Origin of the sequence: Blautia hansenii DSM 20583 (genome assembly GCF_002222595.2) — a bacterium.
GTDB classification, from domain to species: domain Bacteria; phylum Bacillota; class Clostridia; order Lachnospirales; family Lachnospiraceae; genus Blautia; species Blautia hansenii.
Genome location: NZ_CP022413.2, coordinates 2,831,750 through 2,852,227 on the forward strand (window position 1 = coordinate 2,831,750; position 20,478 = coordinate 2,852,227).

Below are 20,478 nucleotides of genomic sequence, written 5' to 3' on the forward strand. Positions count from 1 at the left end.
CTTTTTTCATATTCTACGTTCCTGTTCCTACATAACTATATTCAGCCTGAAACTCTTTTCCTTCCTGCTGCATCCCTGCTCCATAGTATAATACTCCATCCTGATTTTTTATGGTAATAGCAACTGTCTCTCCCTGTATATCAAGTTTTACTGATAAAGTTTCTCCTGACCTTCGTCCTTGAACTTCATACTCTGCTTTACCGTCTTCCCAAGTAAATACAAAATCTTCTACGGAAGCAGACGCACCATAATTGTACCATTCTCCCCAGTAACATTGCTTTTTGTCTCCCTCCGTACACACTTGTAATTCTGCACGAAAGTCCCCATCCGAATATCTATAAACTCCTTCTTTTAAAACACTTTCTGTATTAGGAGTATTCTCAGTATTATTCTCAGAAGCATCCACTCGTTTCCAGAATATTTTCGTTCCATCTCCAAATTGGTCGAAAGCAATTCTTGAAATGTCTTCTGTTTCCATGTATAATTCTAGCTCTCCTGTATTTGGATCTCCTTCTGCCAAATTCACCTTAATAATTTCATTTTCCACTTTAAAATTACCTTTTCCATAATATTCTGTTACTCCATATTCAAAAGTACCATCTTCTCTAAATACCATCTGGCTCCATCTTCCAGCCATATAATATAATGAACCATAAATCTTTTTCATACTTTTATTGTTGTATTCCATAGTGTATTTTTCATCTATCGTCCATTCACCAATTAAATCTCTCAGAGTATCATTATTATCGCTTAATATTTCAATAATTTTTTTGGGGTTATAGGTTATAAGATCATATTCATCTAATGCATAATCGTACTGTTCAGTTTCTTTTAATAATGTCAAATATGTATACATTTTGTTAATCTTATCTTTTACTTCTTTTCCTCTATCAGACTCTTCCCATTTACCATCACTATTCAAATAATAAATATAACTCCAACACCTCAAATTACTTTTTATCGCAGTTCTCATAGACTTTCTAAAGTTTTGTGCTTCACCGGAATTTACATTTTTTAAATTCAATGCATCATGTTCTATTTCCGCATCTATTCTCGAAGCTACTGCCACATTAATCAAACATGTAACCATATAAGATAATTCTGCTTTATCCATTTCATCTGCAATATTTCCAAAGCATTTCGCAACACTTGTTCCTGTATTTATAGCTAAAATAAAATAATCTGTAATTCTCCCATATACCGAAGTCTCTGTCAATATTTTTTCAAGCATAAGTGTTGCTATTTTTTCTAAAGTATATTCTGTTGTTGTCTTGTCCTTATTAATGCTCTCCTGATAACAAGATTCAGCAACTTTTTTTATCCTTTTTATATACCCTTTATGATTTGCATAATTAGTTTCGTCTAAATTTTTAAGAACTTCTAAATCTTCCAAACACTCTTTATTCCAGTTTTCAGCGCGACTATAAGTTTCATAAGAAGAAACCGCTATTTCCGCCAAACTAATAGCATCAGATAATTTACTTGCATATTTATTCCAAGCCCTAAGTTCAATAGAAGCATCATATTCTTTTCCATTCCAATTCACTAATTCTAGGTATTTACGTATTTTTTCTGCTGGAACGCTTTCTAAATCATTCATGATTTCCTCTGCTGTCTCAATAGTTTTTCCACCTATTGACAATACATTTACTAAATCTTTCCCAGAAGCTAATACACCTGTAAAGCCTCGATTATATAATTCTTTTTTCAGGTATTGGTTTGTATTTTTATCATAGAAAACTTCATCTTCTTCATTTAATGTTTGAATTGCTTTGACATATTGTTCATCTTTCAACTTATCAGCACCCCACACTGGAATTAATAACCTAAAATCAAAATTATTACATGCTAAGCTTAATGCATCATAAAATCCTGATGAACCAATGCTCTCTTTTGGATTCAATAAATCTAGCTGTGAAACAGAGTCTGCAAGAATAGATGGATAATCATAAGCCATAAAATCAAGAAGTGTATAGACTGGAATATTAATCAATAATTCACCATCTATGATTTCTGCTTTAACACGCAAATAATTAAAAATTTGTACAATATCAAGAAATACATTCCCCTCCCATTCTATATATCCTTCAAATTCCTTTTCTCCATATTGCATAGAACTTATTTTCTTTAATTTAGGAAAAATAGTAATATCCTGACTACATTTCTTTTGATTTTCTCCTTTTCTTTTTAAAATAATTTTTCCATCAGATGAGTCTATAACTTTTTTATCAAAATCTGCCACTTGTACTAAATCATCTATATTTATATAAACATTTTTTCTATCTGTAACAACTTTACATGTCATTCTATTGTCATCATTCAATCTCCGTATAGGCAAATATTTTATTTCATATTCAGAGGCTTTTACCTCCACTATTCTAGCTGGTATCAACATGCAAAAACATAAAATAAATGCTAAAATCTTCTTTAACATTTCTATCCCTCCTCTTGTAATGAAAACAAATATTTATTCATTCCACCTGTTAATGCATTAGCAAATACATCATCGATTTGAATCTTAAATTCTCTCTTTATTTTTCTTACGGTTACATTACAGTCAATTTTCTTAAAGATACATTCTTTTCTTTCTATTTCCTGTTTCATTTCATTCAAAAAATTTTTTCTAATTCCCTCTTCACCATATTTTTTAATTGTTTTCTGGTATGCATTATTAAACGCTTTCTCAAAATCTATAGTTTCTATCTCTACTTCCACGCTATAAATATTTTCATCTTTTCCTTGACACGATTTAATCTCATATTTCAAGCGTTCTGCAAAATTTGAAGATATACCATCAAAACTCATATAATCACTTTCTATCGTCCCCAACAATAATTCAGAAACGGACTTATCTTTCTGTTTATATCCATCCAAAAAGGATATAACTACTTCTTTAGCACGTTCCTTATCTGTTTTATTACTTAATCCACAACCTTCTAATAAAAAGCACATTACAAATATCATTATTATTAAACTTTTCTTTCTCATATAATCTTTCCTTCTTTAAATATCGTTTATTACAGTTTATATTCAAACTTTAAGGGCTTCAATATGTGCTACTTATTGTGCCTGACTTTTTTGTCGTAAAATATTGCAGTGTCCCAGAAGTGTTTGTATAATTTTATTGTTTATTGTAATGTTTAAGGAGGAATAAAATATGTCAGAGTTCAGCGAATACTGCCGACATCTTTTAGCCAACAGCGGAAGCAATGTTTATCAAATTGCAAACCATTCTTCTCTGGACAGAACTTCTATCCAAAGAATGATTAGAGGTGAACGACTTCCCAGCCGCAAATTTGTAAAGGATTTTTGTTCTTATCTCAGGATTAATCCTATTCAGCAAGAAGAAGTATTAAAGTTATATGATATAGAGAAAATTGGAAAAACAGAATATTTAAAGCGATGCTATATTAAAGATTTGATAGAACGACTTTCATTCTTAGAAAATGACAATTCGGATACGCTTTCCGGTTCAGAAGATTTTTCTAATGCCTTTTCTGTAACGCCTTGTGTAGAAAATAAAATTTTCTTTACATTGCAAAAAGAATTAGAAACAAATACAAACCCCGAAATTCTCCTGAATGTTCCGACATCGTACCGTTACGTTTTCTTTGTATTAAAGAAGCTTTTTTCACAGTTTAGCGGACACGCAGATATTAAGCATTTAATCACTTTAAACAGCAATCCGTCAAACTCTTTACATCCTTGTCAAAATCTTGAAATTATGTCTGATGTTTTGCCAACCATACAATTATTAAAAGACATTTATCATCCTTCTTATTTATACAGTAATATAACCTGCGATGATGAAAAGCTTATGGTAATGCCCTATTACATAATTACTTCGCAAAATGTCCTGATAATTTCTTCAGATTTTAAAAGTGCTGTTTTGTATCATTCTTGGGATATTGTTAAAGAATATCGAGATGAATTTTATCGAATTTTTCAGATGGCAAAACCGTTTATGGAATATGCAGATAATCCTATTTGCATTATGAAAGCATTGGAAAAAAATTATATGGATTTTGGGCTTCCTTCTCACACATTGGAATTTCATCCGTGCTTGTTTTTTATGAATGTACATTTTAATTCTGAAAAAGACTCGTTTAGTGAACTTCCAAATGCAGCAGAATATATTGATGCACTTCAAAAAATGTATAAAGTAGTTGCTGCCTCTCCCCCCCCTCCCCAGAAAAATGAAGAACACGGTTTCTTTCTTTTCCGAAGAGGGACTAAATATGTTTTGTCAAACCGGAAAATGTTTTGGACAGTATAAAAATTTAAAAACCGGATTTTCAGCTATCGAAAGAAAATCCATGATGCAAAATTACTTTCACCATAAAAAAGAAGGTGATTTTACTCCACATATTTTAAAACCGGAATTTAAGCTTCCGACTTATTTGAACATAGAATTGCATGATATCCATACCTTGACTATATTTATTATAAAAGAAAACTTCCAATTTTCTTTTATACAAATAAATGAGTCCAGTTTATGTAATGCTTTCTACTCTTTCTTTGAATATCTGGCAAGTTCAGATTTCGTTTATACAAAAAAAGAGGAAGACATTATTTTTCAAAATGCCTTTTCCTCCATTTCCTAAGTATGCAAAAAATGATTGCAATTTCCTTTTCTCTATTCTATAATGAAGAAAAGGAACAATCGCCCACAAGGGGTTGACCAATATTAGACTAGCATAGAAAATGCCACCCTAAACCGGTCAAAGTTTTTATGAGGGTGGTATTTCTATGCCTTAAATTATCAGTGACAAATCAAATAAATGAATGTCAGTAGTGATAAAATGAACATTCCAAATGACATTAAGTCTTTAAAATCAAAATGTTTCATTAGCACCACCCCCATTCTATGTATCATAAAATAGAGGTCAACCACCCTGTAACACGATTGTTCCTAAAAATTATTCTATCATTTATGATAGGAATTTACAATTAGGCAATTTCACCAATCAAATTCCCTTTTTATAAAGTACGAAAGAGTATACCATCGGTACAACTGCAATTAAAATAATTACCACAAACAGCACTTCTGTCATCTTGAAAAATCCATTGATACAAAACAGAATACCGCCGATAATAAACAGCCATGAAGACATACGGTGTGTTTTATTCCAGTTTGCTTCGCTGCTTAAAGTCCATGGAATTTTAATTCCAACCGTGTAATTCTGTTTGATTTTGTGCATATAATTTCCAATACCTATAAATACAATTCCCATGAGGAAATTGACTATCATTCCAATATCCACAGAATATCCAAGGGCAATGGTATAAGTTGACATCATAACAATTAAGGAAATAATGGGAACAAGCCATAAAACAAAGGTAAACATCTTTTTATTGATATTTCTCTTTTTCGGATCATTTGATGTAATAAGGAAGCAAAACCACTGTAATGCCAGCATCAAGAGGGGCATTCCAAAAACAGTCATAGGTTTGCTGCTCCATCCGTTTGCCTGATTATCTGTGCCAAAATGTGTTGCAATCTCACTTGGGAGTTTATCCCATAAAACAACTCCTATAATCATAGGAAGTAATATCATAATTGATGTTATTATCATAATTCCTTTATATTCACTTTTCTTCATCATTTTCATCTTCCTTTCTTAGCTGCGCTAGCCATGCCATAATTTCTTCTACCACAGATGTATTCAAATCGTAATAAATAAAGTTTTTTTCTTTTTCTTCCCACACCAGTCCTGCTTTCTTCAAAACATTTAAGTGATTAGAAATAGTTGCACTAGTTATATCAAAGTGACTGGCAATTTCTCCTGCAGACATCCTTCCTTTCTTGAGCATTTGTAAGATTTCCCTCCTTACGGGATTTGATAACGCTTTAAACGTATCCGCAAAACTCATTTTCTCACCTCTCCTTCTCGTAAGTATTTAGAAAATAATCTAATTAGATATTTTTCTAAATAGTAGCAGATTTTTTTCATTCTGTCAATAGAAAAAAGAGCCATTATATTCTCCTGAATATAATAACTCTTTTTATCTTATTTCTTATGCACTTACTTTTCCAAGTCCCATTTCCTGACCAATATTTAAAATATGATCTCCAATTCGTTCAAAGTCTGTAAGCATCTCTGCATAGATAATGCAGCCTTCTTCTGAGCAGGTTCCTTTCTGCATACGAACTAACTGTTTCTTTCTATAATCCTCAGTCATATCATCAATCTTCTGTTCAAAGTCCTCAATAGCTTTTACGTTCTCCATGGTATTATCTTTAATTTGACCAAGGAAATCTAAAGCTTCCCCGCAGATATCACGCATTTCATCAATTTCTTCTTTAACTTCGTCTGAAAAAGAAATACCCTGTTTTTCAATCATTTTTGTATATTCACAAATGTTCATGGCATGATCACCAATTCGTTCTACATTACCACAAACCTTAAACAGAGCACTGATATACTGAGAATCATCCGGATTACTTTCATTTACCAGAACTTTGGAAATGTATTTAGAAATTTCCTTGTTCAAATAATCAATGTAGTCTTCACGTTCTCTTACTTCTTCTAAAAGTTCTTTCTTTCCTTCTTTCACACAAAGGAAACTGCTGTCTACATTCTGTTTTGCCATATTGATCATACGATGTAACTCATTTTTAATGCCTGTTACAGCAATGGCAGAAAGACCAATCTGTGTATCTCTTTTTGTTTCCATCGGATGAATAAATTCCATGTGCATAACGCCTTCCAACTCTTCTTTTTTCTCTGGAAGAATTTTTACTGCCAATTTAGCAAGGTATGTTCCAAATGGAATTAATAACAAGGTTGTTGCAATATTAAATAATGTATGCATATTTGCAATCTGCGCAGATACATTACCCGGTGTAAAGCTTTCTACCAGAGATGTCAGCGGTGTCAGCAGACATACAATCGTAAAGATTGTTGTACCGATAATGTTAAATAACAGGTGAATAACTGTTGTACGTTTTGCGTTTCTGCTTGTACCGATTGCCGCTAATACAGCAGTAATACAAGTACCGATGTTCTGTCCGAACAATACAAATACTGCATTTGGCAGTCCAATCAATCCGCTGGATGCAAGAGCCTGTAAAATACCCACAGATGCGGATGAAGACTGAATAAGTGCTGTAAAAATCATACCTGCTAAAATTCCCAATACCGGATTAGAGAATTTTGTCATAAGAGAAACAAAAGCTTCAGATTCTCTTAAAGGCATCATTGCACCGCTCATCATTTCCATACCGATAAACAGAATACCAAGACCTGCTACAATTAAACCATAGTGATGTACTTGCTGTTTCTTAACAAAAACAATTGCTGCAACACCACAAAAAGCAAATAACGGTGCCAGTGCTCCAATATCAAGAGCAATGAGCTGTCCTGTTATGGTTGTACCAATATTAGCACCCATAATAATCCAAACAGCCTGCTTTAATGTCATCATTCCAGAATTAACAAATCCAACTACCATAACTGTTGTTGCGGATGAAGACTGAATAACAGCCGTAATACCTGCACCTACCAAAACTCCTAAAAAACGATTTGCTGTAAGCTTCTCTAAAATCTGTTTCATACGGTTTCCTGCTGCTGCCTCTAAACCGTTGCTCATCATCTGCATTCCATAAAGAAATAATGCCAGACCGCCTAAAAGGCTGAAAAAATCTGTAATTTTCACTTTGTTCCTCCCATTTTGTCTTAACAAATTTTTTATTCTTTTTTTAAGCTTTCCTTACATTTATACCTTTTATAAAAGAATACTGCAAGACATTGAACAAAGATTTTACATTGTTTTACATAGATTTAACATAAGAACAAATTATGCGCCCATTCCAATAAATACCCCAAGCACATAAGGAACTAACCAAATCAGCCATACCACAATACTAAATTTGTGGAAATTCTCCAGCTTTTTGCGTTCCTGTCCTTTGAATACAACAGTTGCCCATATTGCGTGAAATAACATGAGAATAATTGCCAATGCACCTGTAATTCCATGAGGACTTAAAAGACTGGCCCCTTTTGCCATAGAGGACATAATCGTTGTTCCTATGGTATCAAAAACAAGTCCCATCCAAAAAATAATCAAATGTGGCTTTTTCAAAATACCACTTTTTCTCTCTGAAAATACACCGATTGTATAAAATACCAGTGCCAATGTAATTGTTATAATTGCCATAATTAATTTTGTGCTCATTTTTCTACCTCCTTAAATTGAACATTGTTCATTATAGTTTCCATTCCTCCTATTGTCAATATCTTTTTAATTATTTTTATTGACTTATTTTTTAAAAAGGCATATAATGAACATTGTTCAAGTAAAGAGAGTACAAAATGCAAGGAGTTTCTATATATGAATACAAATAATACATTACATGATAAAATTCTTGCCGCCAGCAAAGAAATTGCTGCTGACAAAGGTTTTCAGGCTATCAATATTCGAGCAGTAGCCAGTAAAGCAAAAATTTCCGTTGGTTCTGTATATAACTATTTTCCGGACAAATCCGCTTTATTACAGGCTACCATTGCGGATATCTGGTGTGATGTCTTCCATCGCACAGGACAATGCACTGCTTTAAGCTCTTTTCACGACTGTCTGCTTTGGCTTATTGTTTCCATTGACAAATGCAGCTGCCAGTATCCGGACTTCTTTGCTTCTCACGCCGTCTGCTTTCAAAAAACAGACAACATAGAAGAAAGCCGTGAAAAAATGAGCGAATATCTGGAACATATTCACAAAGGAATGAAACTTATTCTGCAAAAAGATAAAAAAATAAAAGCCGGTATATTTTCCGAGACTTTTACAGAAGATGATTTTATTGATTTTATATTCTCCAATATTATTTCCGGATTAAGCGGAAAAGACAAATCCTGTTCCTTTCTGCTGAAGCTCACGGATAAATTATTGTATGACTAAGGAGGTTCTATGATTTCTAAAAAATATTTATTGTTTCTTGCCGGAATTGTATGGTCTGTTGCCGGATATAACGTGCTTCATATTGGTTTACAGGCTTATGCGGGTTATTTGTCACCTGTCTTGTTTTTCGGCTCTGCTCTGGTGTTTCTGTTCTTCCAGTTTATGATATTCGGCAGACTGGTGAAAAAACATACGAAACGTATTCAGGGCTATCAGGAAGAAAAAAAGTGGTTCTGGAATTTTTTTGATTTAAAATCCTTTCTGATTATGGCATTTATGATAACAGGAGGAATTCTCATTCGCAGCCTGAGCCTGTGTCCGGAATGGTTCATTGCCTTCTTTTACACGGGACTGGGAACATCCCTGTTTCTTGCAGGACTTACCTTCTTTTATCAGTTCTTTCACTTGCGCACCACAATTTAAGATACAATCAAAAAAGGAGATGCACATTAAGTAATGCTCAGAACTATTTATACAATTTTAACAAATTTGTTGAGCACGCTTTGAGATTACAAGCTCAAAGTGAGCGCAAACTGAGTTTAAAATGTATAAATATTTCCGGATATACACTTAATATACATCTCCTTTTTTCTTATATAATCATGGTAATTACACGGAACACGAACAGTGCACATACCACGTACATAATCGGATGAATTTTCTTAATCTGACCTGTACATACTTTAATACCAAACCATGCCAGCATACCGAACATAATTCCGTTTGCAATAGAATATGTAAGCGGCATGATTAAAAATGCCAGATATCCGCCTACGCAGTCTGCGGTATCTCCTTCAAAGTGCATCTTTTTAATAGATGACGCCATGAAAAATCCTACAATAATCAGCGCCGGAGCTGTTGCAAATCCCGGAATTGCAAGGAAAATCGGTGACAGAAACAGGGAAACTAAGAACATAAATCCTGTTGTCATAGCTGTAAGACCTGTCTTTCCGCCTTCTGCAACGCCTGCACTGGACTCTACAAAGCTTGTAATGGTAGAAGTACCCATCATAGAACCTGCTACTGTACCTACCGCATCTGCCATAAGCACACGTCCTACACGGGGAAGTTTGCCGTCTTTGTCCAGAAGGTTTGCTTTATCGGCAACGCCGATAACTGTTCCGATTGTATCAAACATATCTACAAATAAGAATGAAAATACAATAATTACAAACTGTGATAAGTTTTCTCCAATCCAGCCAAAATCAAATTTAAAGAATGTCGGTGCAATGGACTTTGGAATAAAGGAAGATGCTGTAAAAGACGGAATTAAAGAAAGAGCTCCCGCTTCCGGCTCTACTACATACCATCCTATCATTTCTGCGCCAATACCTAAAACCCAAGTAATGAGAATTCCCCACAAAATATATCCCTTCACCTGAAAATGATACATCACCGCAGTAATCAATACACCAATCAGACACAACGCCACTCCCGGTTCAGAAAAGTCGCCTAATTTTACCAGAGTAGACTCATCTGCTACCACAATGCCTGCGCCCTGAAGTCCGAGAAATGCAATAAATAAACCAATACCTGCCGTAATACCGTATTTCAGGTTTGCAGGAATTGCATTTACAATGCTTTCACGCACTTTAAAGAAAGATAAAAGGATAAAGATAATTCCTTCTACTAAAACGGCTGCAAGCGCCACTTTCCAAGGCTCATCCATACCCTTTAAATCGCCACCACATACAGTAAATGCAAAATAAGCATTCAAGCCCATCCCTGCGGAAAGGGCAATGGGATAGTTCGCCCAAAAGGCCATAATGAAAGTTGCCAGAGCAGATGCCAATGCTGTTGCTGTAAAGACCGCACCGGAGTCCATACCACATACAGGATTTCCCAGCAAGCTTGGGTTTACAGCCAGAATATACGCCATGGTAAGGAATGTTGTCATACCGGCCATAATCTCTGTTTTCACAGTGGTATTATGCTCCTTCAGTTTAAAAAATTTCTCCATGTTTTTCCTCCTAAAATATGAAATGCTGCAACCTCTCCATTCTATTAGGAAAAACAACTTTCGTCAAGCAATCTGAACGATTTAACGAATTATTAGGCTTTTTGTCAAAAAACTCCTTGTATAAAAATTTCTATTCCTATCAATAACAAAATAACTCCGCCAAAAATCTGAGATTTTCCGGAAAGCTTTGTTCCGAATTTGCGCCCAATCCGAATACCGGCTGCACAAATCACGAAAGTAACTGCTGCAATCACAACTACTGCCAAAAGCATCATTCCCCAGTTGTATTCTGCAATGGTAAATCCCACAGATAAGGCGTCAATGGAAGTAGCAATTCCCTGTATCATAATTTCCGTTGCTCCCACAGTCTTTGCCTGTTGTGTGTCACCATCCTCATGGCGCCCTTCAAAAATCATTTTTCCACCGATATATGCCAGCAAAATTAGAGCTATCCACGGGATACACTTCTCAAAAGCTGTAAAATACTGCACAATGGTATGCACGCACAGCCATCCAAGAAAAGGCATTACTCCCTGAAATACTGCAAAAACTCCTGCCATGCCGTACATCCTAGTTTTCTTCATTCTAGGCTCACTCAATCCATTTGCCATAGAAACAGAAAAAGCATCCATGGCAAGCCCTACTCCCAACATTGTATTGTTCAGTAAAAACGATATCATGTTCTTCCTCCTGTTGTAAAATTACTTTCTTATGCAATAAAAAAAGACGCATGTATAACCTGACAGTTACACATGAGTCTTGCAATTTAAAGCAAGCCAGACCATAAGGTCAGTATGTTGACTTGCTGCGCATTCTTACGCCTGCTACTCCCTCAAGGAAATCACTTTTCATATTATAAGCTTTTTCCTTAGGAGAAGCAAGGCTTTTTTCATTTTACAAAAAAGTTCTACAATACCGATTTCACCAGCATCTTTGTATACTCGTCTTTTGGATACATAATTACTTCATCCGGCGTTCCCTCTTCTACAATTTTGCCGTCATTCATAACCAATACACGGTCGCAAAACATCTGCACCAATGCCAGATTATGACAGATAAAAAGATACGCAAGATTTCGTTCCTTTTTCAGCTCCCTTAAAAGCTCTATAATCTGCTGCTGCACAGTCACATCCAAAGCGCTGGTTGCTTCATCGCAAATTACAATTTGAGGTTTTACCGCCAATGCTCTGGCAACAGCGGCTCTCTGGCACTGACCTCCGCTCACTTCATGAGGATATCTCTCATAAAATTCCGAAGAAAGACCGCATTGTTGCAGCAAACATAAAGCTTCCTTCTTCGCCTCTTTTTTTGAAAGCCCTTGATTTCGCAGGCTTTCTCCAATTCCGTCACCTAAGCTTCTTCTGGGATCAAAAGAGGTAACCGGTGATTGAAAAACCATCTGAATATCTTTATAATAAGTACGCAATTTTTTCCCTTTTATCTCTGTAACATCCTGTCCGTCTAAGAAAACACTGCCCTCCGTAGCATCAATAAGACGGGAAATTATCCTTGCCAATGTACTTTTTCCGCTTCCCGACTCTCCTACAATTCCCAAAGTTTCTCCCGGATAGAGCTGAAAACTCACATGGTCTACTGCTGTAAAGTCAGACTTTCCTTCTGTAACAAATGTTTTTGTTAAATTTTTTATTTCTAAAACCGGTTTCATCTATGCCCTCCGCAACTTTGGCACTGCTGCCAGCAATTTTTGTGTATATTCCTTCTCCGGGTTATTTAATATTTTGGCAGCTTCTCCGTATTCAACTATGTGCCCGTCTTTTAGAACCAAAACTGTATCTGCCATTGCCGATACGACTCCGATATCATGCGTTACCAGAATAATTGCCGTTCCAAAAATCTCTCTAAGCTGAAGCATTTCCTGTACGACCTGACGCTGCACTGCCACATCCAATGCACTGGTGGGTTCATCTGCCAAAAGTATCTGCGGCTGCATAAGCATTGCAAGGACAATCCCCACTCTCTGGTTCATTCCGCCGGATAATTCAAAAGAATAACTATCCCAAATCCGTTCTCCGTCCTTAAAATTCAACTTTTCAAACAATTCCAGCGCCTTTTCCTTCGCCTCTGCCTTACTTATTTTTCTATGTGCACACATACTTTCATATATTTGCTCTCCAATAGTTCGAATAGGGCACAAAGAAGCGCCTGCATCCTGAAAAATCATGTCGATTTTTTCTCCTCTGATTTGTCGCAGCTCTCCCTCCGGTAAATCAGGAATGTCCTTTCCCTCAAACCAGATATCGCCCTTTGTCACCATTCCTCCGTTTCCAAGAAGTCCCATCGCAGCCTTTAACAGGGTACTTTTTCCACTGCCTGACTCTCCTACAATTCCCAAGATTTCTCCTTCATGGAGGACAAAGCTGTTATCATGTATGACCGCTTTTCCGTTAAAACAAACTTCCACGGATTGATAGCTTAATATTTCCTTCATAGTGCTTCTCCTTCCGACAGAAACCATTCTATTCTGCCGGTGCTAAATCTACCGTAATTTCATAAAAATCACATGGATGAGCGGTAAGTCCTGTTACATTTGCCTTGCTAATCATGCTCATCTTTAAGTGAGAACAAAATACAAAAGCATTATCATCCAAAATTGTCTGCTGCATCTCTACTGCCAGCTCTCCTCTGCGTTCTGTGTCAAAGGTTTTTGCCATTTCTGCCTCTAACTGTTCTAATTTGTCACTGTGGTAATGACCATTGTTTACTGCTGAGCTGTCCAGACAATGTGTCGTAAAGAAATATTCCGGATCTCCGGTAGGCGCTGTTACCATAGCGCTGGCATATACGTCCCATGCAGAAGAGTCTGCTCGAATACTGTTATGGTCTGCTGTGCTGTTAATTACAACGTCCATACCAATCTCCTTTAACGTAGCCTGCACAGCTTCTGCCAGCAATGGAAGCTCCTGACGGCTCGGATAAGTAAGCCAACGAATTTTCAAAGCTTGTCCGTCTTTTTCACGAATTCCGTCTCCGTCTAAATCCACCCATCCGGCTTCCTCCAGCACCTTCTTTGCCTCCTCGGGATTATAACTTTCTGTTGTAACTGCATCTCCGCCAAAAGAGAAGTTTTCCGGATAAGTTCCCACTGCCGGATAACCGTTTCCGTCTAATAAAGTATTCACAAAGCCTTCTTTATCAATTCCCATAGCAATCGCTTTGCGCACTGCTGCATCTTGGATAATCGGACTTTCAAAATTCATGTGAGCAAAAAATGCACGACTTGTGGCACAGCTTGAGAAAGTATATTCATCATTTTCAAACAGTGGATAGCTTGCGTAAGGCATACCATAGGCAGCATCTATTTCACCGGACTGCAATGCCATGGTAAGGGTATCTCCGTCTGAAATAGTACGGACGGTAATCTCATCATATCCCGGTTCTCCGTTCCAATATTCCTCATTCTTTACCAATTTAAGTTCTTCTCCCGATACCAGAGACTCTGCTTTATACGGTCCTGTGCCCGCTACAATTCCGTCCTCTGTCACTCCTGCCGCAACGTCTACGATACAACCGTATGGATCGCTGAGATAGTTTAATAATGTTGGTTTTGGCTCTGTTGTCTTAATCGTAACAGTTTGTCCCTCTGCCGTAATCGTATCAATCATTAAATCGCCTTTTGCGCGCTCATGTACTTTGACCAAATCCTCCAGACACTCTTTTACAGCCTGACCATCCATAGCTCTTCCGCTGGTAAATTTCACATTATCCTGCAATGTGATTTTCCAAGTCAGTTCATCTACATTCTCATAGCTTTTTGCCAGCCAAGGCTGGATTTCCATGTTGTCTGAATATTTAAAAAGTGTCTCTCCGATACCATATCGAATACAAGCCCAGCCGGAATAGGTATTATGTGGGTTCACGTCAGGTTCTTCATTTTCAGGATTAAAGGTGGTATCTCCGAATACAAACGTCTTTTTTCCTGTTTCCGCTGTTTTTTCCGTATCTGCTTTCTTGGTATCACCGGAAGAACAGCCTGCCAAAAGCCCTGTTCCCATGCACACTGCCAAAAACAATGCGGATATTTTTTTCATTTTTCTCATTTGTTCTTTCTCCTTTTCTAAATATTTTCTTATTTTCTGCTGTTACGGGGATCTAAATAATCCCTTAAGGTATCTCCCAAAAGATTAAAAATAACTACAATAATAAAAATCGCAATTCCCGGCCCGATGATTACCCAAGGATAGGTTTGCAGCATGCTTCTTCCACCGCTCATCATATTCCCCAGTTCAGCAACCGGAGGCTGTGCTCCCAGCCCCAAAAAGGATAATCCTGCTAGCTCCATCAGCATTGTTCCGATATCCAGCATAGCCGTAACTAAAATCGGTCCTATACAATTCGGCAGAATATGCTTCACTATCACCTGTATGGAATTATTTCCGGCAAGCTTTGCGGCAGCAATATAATTGACGCTCTTTTGTGCCAGCGTCTGACTTCTGGCAATTCTGGCATATTTAGGCCAACTGATAACTGCCAACGCCAATACCGCATTATGTAGCCCTCCGTTTAATAATGCTGCAATAGCAAGCGCAAAAACCAAACCCGGAAATGCCAGACATATATCGGAAATACGCATGATTACAGAGTCCCAAATACCTCCATAATAACCGCATAAGACGCCTACCGCAGTTCCAATCACCGTGATAATCACTACCAGAGAAAGTGTTGCCAAAACACTTGTCTGAAGCCCTACAAGAATACGTGAAAACATATCCCTGCCAAACCGGTCTGTTCCGGCAGGATGTGCCGCACTTGGCGGGCGCAATGACATGGCGGTATCCTGTGCATTTGGATCATAGGGGCAAAGCTGCTGTGCAAAAACAGCAACCAAAAGCAACGCCAGCGCTAAAATCAGGAAAATAATCAATCTGGTTTTCGTGTGATTTTTCTTAATCTTCTGTTTTCGAACAGATGGCACTCTATTCTCTACGCTCATGCTTTTTCACCTCCTAATCGAATTCTTGGATCCAGAATACGGTAGGAAAGGTCTGTGATTAAATTCACACATACATAAATAATTGCCATCCAGATAACATACGCCTGTATCATGGGATAATCCCTCATATTGATAGCATCTACCGCCAATTTACCTACTCCGTCCCACAGGAAAATGGACTCCACAATAGCTGTACCGCCCAGCAAGCTTCCGATAGAAAGAGTCAGTAAAGTAAGAATTGTCACTAAGCAGGCTCTTAAAACACTTTTCCATAAGGTAACCGAGAAGCGCACGCCCCTTGCTTTTGCGCCAATTACATAATCCTTGCTCAGTTCATCTAAAACCGCAGCCCTCACCTGTCGAAGGTACTTCGCAGACATGGCAATGGCAAGTGTAAAGCTGGGCAGCGCAACACTTTTTATGCTTACTTCCGTAGCGATAACCGGAAAAACTTTCATACGGATTGCAAAAAAATACATAAGCAGCAACGCCACAAAAAAGTTCGGCATACTGTTGCCTATGAAACTGCAAACACGAATAAGGTAATCTGTAAAACGATTTTGCTTTACAGCAGCCAATACTCCCAAAGGAACAGAAATAATTATAGTAAGCAAAATGGAAACCACTGTAAGCAGTAAGGTTGCCGGAAGCTTAGAAATAAAGGTTGGGAAAACTTCTTTCCCTGATATATAGCTGGTTCCCATATCTCCCTTCAGTAAATTTCCAAGCCATACAAAATACTGTGTTAAAAATGGTTTATCCAAGCCTAATTCCGCCCTTGCCTTATCCATTACTTCTTCTGAAACCACCATACCTGTATTTTCCATCTTTTGCATTACTGCGTCACTTCCGGCAAGACGCATCATCCCAAAGGATAAGAAAGTGATTACCAGCAAAATAGGAATTAGCTGTAACAGTCGTTTGACTACATATTTTTTCATTCTACTCTCCTTTCCGCACATAAATCATAAAAAGAGGATCCGGATTGTAAAATTCATCTTTCTCTATATAAATTCTCTGGCTCACATGAAAATCAATCTTCAATTCTGCCGCCCCCAGTTTGCCAAGAGCTCCTACATCCCATGCAGGGCGCTGATAAGAACTGATGGGAAGCTGTCTCTTAATTTCCTCACACTCCTGCAAAAGTTCAAATCCCAACTGATTATGCGCATGATTTTGAGGTAACTGAGAAGTATCAGAGCAATCACTTATTCCATAATTGGCGTCAAAATTCAAAAGGCAGCCGCCTTTTTTCAAAACTCGCAGCCATTCACTGTATGCCCTTTCTGCATCCGGCAATGTCCATGTAAGGTTTCTGGAAATGACCATGTCAAAAGCTTCATCTGCAAATTCTAAATTTTCTGCATCCATGACCTGAAATGTGCAATCTGCCTTTTCCTCTGCCGCCAATTCCTTTGCTCTTGTTATCATATCCGCTGTCAAATCTACACCGATAACCTCATGACCCTGCTGCGCCATTAAAATAGTAAAAAAGCCGGAGCCACAGCCTACGTCAAGAATTTTCAATTTTTTCTTTGGAACATATTGCAAAATTTCCTTCAGCCACCTTTGGGCTATATCATCGTGTAATTCTGCACGCCTTTGTTCCTGAAAACTGTCGCTTCTCTTTGTCCAATATTCTGTAATTTTCTGCTTTCTGTCATCAGACTCTTTGGAAATTTTTCCATAAGCAATCATAGGACCGCCTTCTTTTACCTGTAAGCTTCCTGTCTGGTACAGAATAACTCCGTCATATTCTGCCCTGCTGACTTCCAGAACTCTGCCTTCATAATCCTTGACTACACCAAGCACTTCTCCCTGCCGTATCATTTCTCCCGGCTTTTTATAGGGATACCACATTCCCATTTTTGTGGCTGCCTGATAGCTGACATCTGTCACTTCAAGAGGGTAATAATTTCTATAATCCTTCTGTCCCAAATATCCCCCCAGACAGCACAGAATATTTCTGACATCTCTTCTGGTAGAATGGGCTTCTTCCTTTGTCCATCCTCCCATCTGTCCTCTCTCAATTAAAACAGACGGTATACCCAGACAAGCGGCATAATTATAACATCCTCCCTTTGCTACGCTGGAGCGTACCATATATGGCACATCTGCCTGCTCTGCCATTTTCCTTGAAATTTCTACTACATCCGTTTCTGCTATACCTGCATAATAAATGTATGGCGTTAATTGTTCATAGCTGTCCCCGCTATGTAAATCAATATAAAAGTCCGCACAAGGAAACAGTTCTTTTTCTATGGCATACGCTAATCGTTCCATTTGGCTTCCTGTTTCTTTCCCCGGAAATACTCTGTTTAAGTTCACGCCATCTTCAAATCCTTCACTGCCGCTGCGCATTTCAAATGCCTGTCGATTGACTACCTTTATAATTACAATCGTACCGACGATTTTCTCAATTTTCAAATGCTCTGCCAGTTCTATGGAAGATTGTATTCCCACATATTCCGCTCCATGAATACCGGCTGTAATCAGCACGGTCTTTCCTGATTTTTTACCGTTTAAAACGGTTATCGGCAGTTCAAATTCGCCATTTCCGATTAAAATATAACCACTTTTCTTTTCACCCGGCTCTACCTGAAAATCCCCGAGGCAAAACGTTTTGTTTCTCTCCATATATTTGTATCTCTCCCTATTTTACGGCAACAATCATAAATCCCGGTGTTGACGCATAGTTAATTTTCTCCTCTGCATTCCACACACGTTCTCCTACGGTAGTATCTGCGGAGACCGTTTTAAAACCACATTCTAGCAAAACAGCTAAATCCCACTGAGGACGTTTTACCTTTCCCATAGGCAAGCATCTGGAGATATCCTCCATCATATCGCCCTCCTCATAAGCGCCATGGTCTTCTACACCTGCTTTTACCGTATTTAAGCGGTCCTGCTGATATTCCTTTTCCTTCTCTTCATCAAACAGATAAGAATACCAATTTGCATCAAAATTCAAAAGTATTCCGTTTGGTTTCAAAACTCGCTTCCATTCTTTATACGCCTCTGCCGGCTTTGGTAAATTCCATGTCAGATTTCTGGTTACGATTACATCAAACGTATTATCTTCAAAGTCCAGCTTCTGTGCATCCATACAAAGGAACTCTATATTATCCGCCAACTCCCCTGCATTATGCTTTGCTTCTTCCAACATTCCTTCGGAGCTGTCAACAGCCGTCATCTGATATCCTCTTTTTGATAAAATAATAGAATAAAAGCCCGGACCTGTTCCAATATCTAAAATTTTCATCTTACTGCAAACTTCTCCCTTTGGAAAATAGGAAATCAGCTCATTCGCCCATATATCTTCCCAGCCATCCGCCAGATTTTTCTTAATTACATCTGTATAAGATGATGCACGCCTTGTCCAATATGCTTCAATAGATGGCTGCAATTCATTTTCATGGTATATCATTTCATTCATATCAATCTCTTTCCCATATTCTATATATGTAAATTCATGTATATTTTCATCATTCAGTATACAATAAACTAAAAAACTGTATAAGCCCCCTAGGGGGATATTATAAACAAGAATTCTGCTTTGCAGAATTCTCCGCCTGCGGCGGGTTGCTTCAGAAATATGATACCTATCTGCCGCAGTGCGATCCTTGCGGAGCAGTTTTTATTTCATAGGACGCAATTTCCTATGAAATAAAAAAGCTGTTATATTAAGCAGTACCAAAATCTGAATATTGCTTAATACAACAGCTTCTTCTATAATACAATTCCTGTCAATTCAATGAAAATCCCCCAAAAAACGCTAACTCCATAAAGCAAAGCCGCTATCTGCAGATTTTCTTTCATATCTCTATTGCTCTTAAACAGCACCAAAATTCCTACTCCTGCTCCTGCAAGTAAGCCTGCTATCATCTGTCCCACTCCCAGAATACCGCCTAAATACATCTGAGTAATAATAACAGATGCGGCACAGTTTGGTATCATCCCAATAAGTGCAGCTAAAAATACTCCTATAACAGGCTGGCGGCTTATCAGACCTCCAATTCTGTCAGCTCCGATACTTTCCACACAAAATCCAATAGCTGCAGAAACCAGAAAAATAAACAAAACAATCTGCAATGTATGCCAAAGAGCTGATTTTAAAATACTTCCCTGTTCACAATGGCAATGTTCACTTTCGCACAAATCATGAATATCTTTCTCATGATGTTCTTTATGATTATGAGGACTTTTCTCATATTTTCGCCACAAAAAATCAATACTGAAACCAGATACGATACCAATTCCCACTTTCATGGCAAGAACCTTGAAAATCACACTCAGGCTAACTGCTTCTGATATAAAAATCGGAAGCATTTCATCTGATGTAGAAAGAAAGATTGCCAAAAGCGTTCCCAGAGATATAACTCCGCCTGCATAAAAACCTGAAGCTGCTGCTGAAAACCCACACTGAGGAAATGCTCCCAGAACACCTCCCATAAAAGGGCCAAATTTGCCGGCTTTTTTTATCATACTTTTTGATTTTTCTTTTGTTTTATGTTCAAGGTACTCCATTAAGAAATACGTCAGAAACAAAAAAGGAATCAATTTTACTGTATCCAACAAAGCATCTAATAATACATCCACAATCATGGTAAAAACTCCTTACTCTAAAACTTTAACTACAGAGTTTGAATTTACCACAAATCCTGTAAAA

The 20,478-nt window shown here is 37.5% G+C and carries 19 protein-coding genes; 3 read left to right on the forward strand and 16 right to left on the reverse strand.

All coding sequences use genetic code 11. The annotated features are described in order from the left end of the window. Positions 1-13 precede the first annotated feature (13 nt). A complete protein-coding gene (locus CGC63_RS14270; protein WP_040351190.1) occupies positions 14-2,434 on the reverse strand; it encodes a hypothetical protein in 2,421 nt (806 codons plus the stop codon). A 2-nt stretch (positions 2,435-2,436) separates the two neighbouring features. After that, positions 2,437-2,988: a hypothetical protein gene (locus CGC63_RS14275; RefSeq protein ID WP_003022293.1), complete on the reverse strand. Its 552-nt coding sequence runs from the start codon at positions 2,986-2,988 to the stop codon at positions 2,437-2,439. A gap of 169 nt (positions 2,989-3,157) precedes the next feature. On the opposite strand from CGC63_RS14275, the gene CGC63_RS14280 reads away from it, so the two are divergent. Next, positions 3,158-4,276, forward strand: coding sequence for a hypothetical protein (locus tag CGC63_RS14280; protein ID WP_040351189.1), 1,119 nt, complete (start codon positions 3,158-3,160; stop codon positions 4,274-4,276). A 691-nt stretch (positions 4,277-4,967) separates the two neighbouring features. Here CGC63_RS14280 and CGC63_RS14290 read toward each other — a convergent pair. The 4 genes from CGC63_RS14290 to CGC63_RS14305 all read right to left on the reverse strand — a co-directional run bounded on the left by CGC63_RS14290 (position 4,968) and on the right by CGC63_RS14305 (position 8,178). Further along, the gene (locus CGC63_RS14290) at positions 4,968-5,606 is read right to left on the reverse strand and encodes an SdpI family protein (protein ID WP_326929157.1); all 639 of its coding nucleotides are present in this window, start codon (positions 5,604-5,606) and stop codon (positions 4,968-4,970) included. Continuing rightward, positions 5,590-5,874 carry an autorepressor SdpR family transcription factor gene (locus CGC63_RS14295; protein ID WP_003022286.1) on the reverse strand — a complete coding sequence of 95 codons (285 nt, stop codon included), beginning with the start codon at positions 5,872-5,874 and terminating at the stop codon, positions 5,590-5,592. Before CGC63_RS14295 ends, CGC63_RS14290 begins: the two co-directional genes overlap by 17 nt. 144 nt (positions 5,875-6,018) lie before the next feature. Continuing rightward, positions 6,019-7,659, reverse strand: coding sequence for a Na/Pi cotransporter family protein (locus tag CGC63_RS14300; protein WP_003022284.1), 1,641 nt, complete (start codon positions 7,657-7,659; stop codon positions 6,019-6,021). 141 nt (positions 7,660-7,800) lie between these two features. Then, positions 7,801-8,178, reverse strand: coding sequence for an HsmA family protein (locus CGC63_RS14305; RefSeq protein WP_003022282.1), 378 nt, complete (start codon positions 8,176-8,178; stop codon positions 7,801-7,803). 156 nt (positions 8,179-8,334) lie between these two features. Here CGC63_RS14305 and CGC63_RS14310 point away from each other — a divergent pair, with 156 nt between their 5' ends. Then, positions 8,335-8,898: a TetR/AcrR family transcriptional regulator gene (locus CGC63_RS14310; RefSeq protein WP_009246888.1), complete on the forward strand. Its 564-nt coding sequence runs from the start codon at positions 8,335-8,337 to the stop codon at positions 8,896-8,898. Between the two features lie 9 nt (positions 8,899-8,907). Beyond that, positions 8,908-9,321, forward strand: coding sequence for a hypothetical protein (locus tag CGC63_RS14315; protein WP_003022278.1), 414 nt, complete (start codon positions 8,908-8,910; stop codon positions 9,319-9,321). Between the two features lie 169 nt (positions 9,322-9,490). Here CGC63_RS14315 and CGC63_RS14320 read toward each other — a convergent pair whose 3' ends face one another. The 10 genes from CGC63_RS14320 to CGC63_RS14365 form a co-directional block, all read right to left on the reverse strand. Next, positions 9,491-10,858, reverse strand: coding sequence for an NCS2 family permease (locus tag CGC63_RS14320; protein WP_003022276.1), 1,368 nt, complete (start codon positions 10,856-10,858; stop codon positions 9,491-9,493). A gap of 104 nt (positions 10,859-10,962) precedes the next feature. Then, positions 10,963-11,538 (reverse strand): manganese efflux pump MntP, encoded by a 576-nt coding sequence (locus CGC63_RS14325; RefSeq protein ID WP_040351188.1) that lies wholly within the window; start codon positions 11,536-11,538, stop codon positions 10,963-10,965. Positions 11,539-11,765: 227 nt separating this feature from the next. Next, a complete protein-coding gene (locus CGC63_RS14330) occupies positions 11,766-12,524 on the reverse strand; it encodes an ABC transporter ATP-binding protein (RefSeq protein WP_003022271.1) in 759 nt (252 codons plus the stop codon). Continuing rightward, positions 12,525-13,307, reverse strand: coding sequence for an ABC transporter ATP-binding protein (locus CGC63_RS14335; protein ID WP_003022270.1), 783 nt, complete (start codon positions 13,305-13,307; stop codon positions 12,525-12,527). Between the two features lie 28 nt (positions 13,308-13,335). Then, positions 13,336-14,916 carry an ABC transporter substrate-binding protein gene (locus tag CGC63_RS14340; RefSeq protein WP_003022268.1) on the reverse strand — a complete coding sequence of 527 codons (1,581 nt, stop codon included), beginning with the start codon at positions 14,914-14,916 and terminating at the stop codon, positions 13,336-13,338. Positions 14,917-14,945: 29 nt separating this feature from the next. Then, positions 14,946-15,809, reverse strand: a complete 864-nt coding sequence (gene nikC, locus CGC63_RS14345; RefSeq protein ID WP_003022266.1) for a nickel transporter permease — start codon at positions 15,807-15,809, stop codon at positions 14,946-14,948. Continuing rightward, positions 15,806-16,750, reverse strand: coding sequence for a nickel ABC transporter permease (gene nikB / locus CGC63_RS14350; protein WP_003022264.1), 945 nt, complete (start codon positions 16,748-16,750; stop codon positions 15,806-15,808). The genes nikC and nikB overlap by 4 nt, the downstream gene beginning before the upstream one ends. A 1-nt stretch (position 16,751) precedes the next feature. Further along, complete coding sequence (locus tag CGC63_RS14355) at positions 16,752-18,446, reverse strand: M14 family metallopeptidase (RefSeq protein WP_003022263.1); 1,695 nt, start codon at positions 18,444-18,446, stop codon at positions 16,752-16,754. Positions 18,447-18,462: 16 nt separating this feature from the next. After that, the gene (locus CGC63_RS15755) at positions 18,463-19,245 is read right to left on the reverse strand and encodes a class I SAM-dependent methyltransferase (RefSeq protein ID WP_003022261.1); all 783 of its coding nucleotides are present in this window, start codon (positions 19,243-19,245) and stop codon (positions 18,463-18,465) included. A 293-nt stretch (positions 19,246-19,538) separates the two neighbouring features. Further along, complete coding sequence (locus CGC63_RS14365; RefSeq protein ID WP_003022259.1) at positions 19,539-20,414, reverse strand: putative manganese transporter; 876 nt, start codon at positions 20,412-20,414, stop codon at positions 19,539-19,541. Positions 20,415-20,478: the final 64 nt, after the last annotated feature.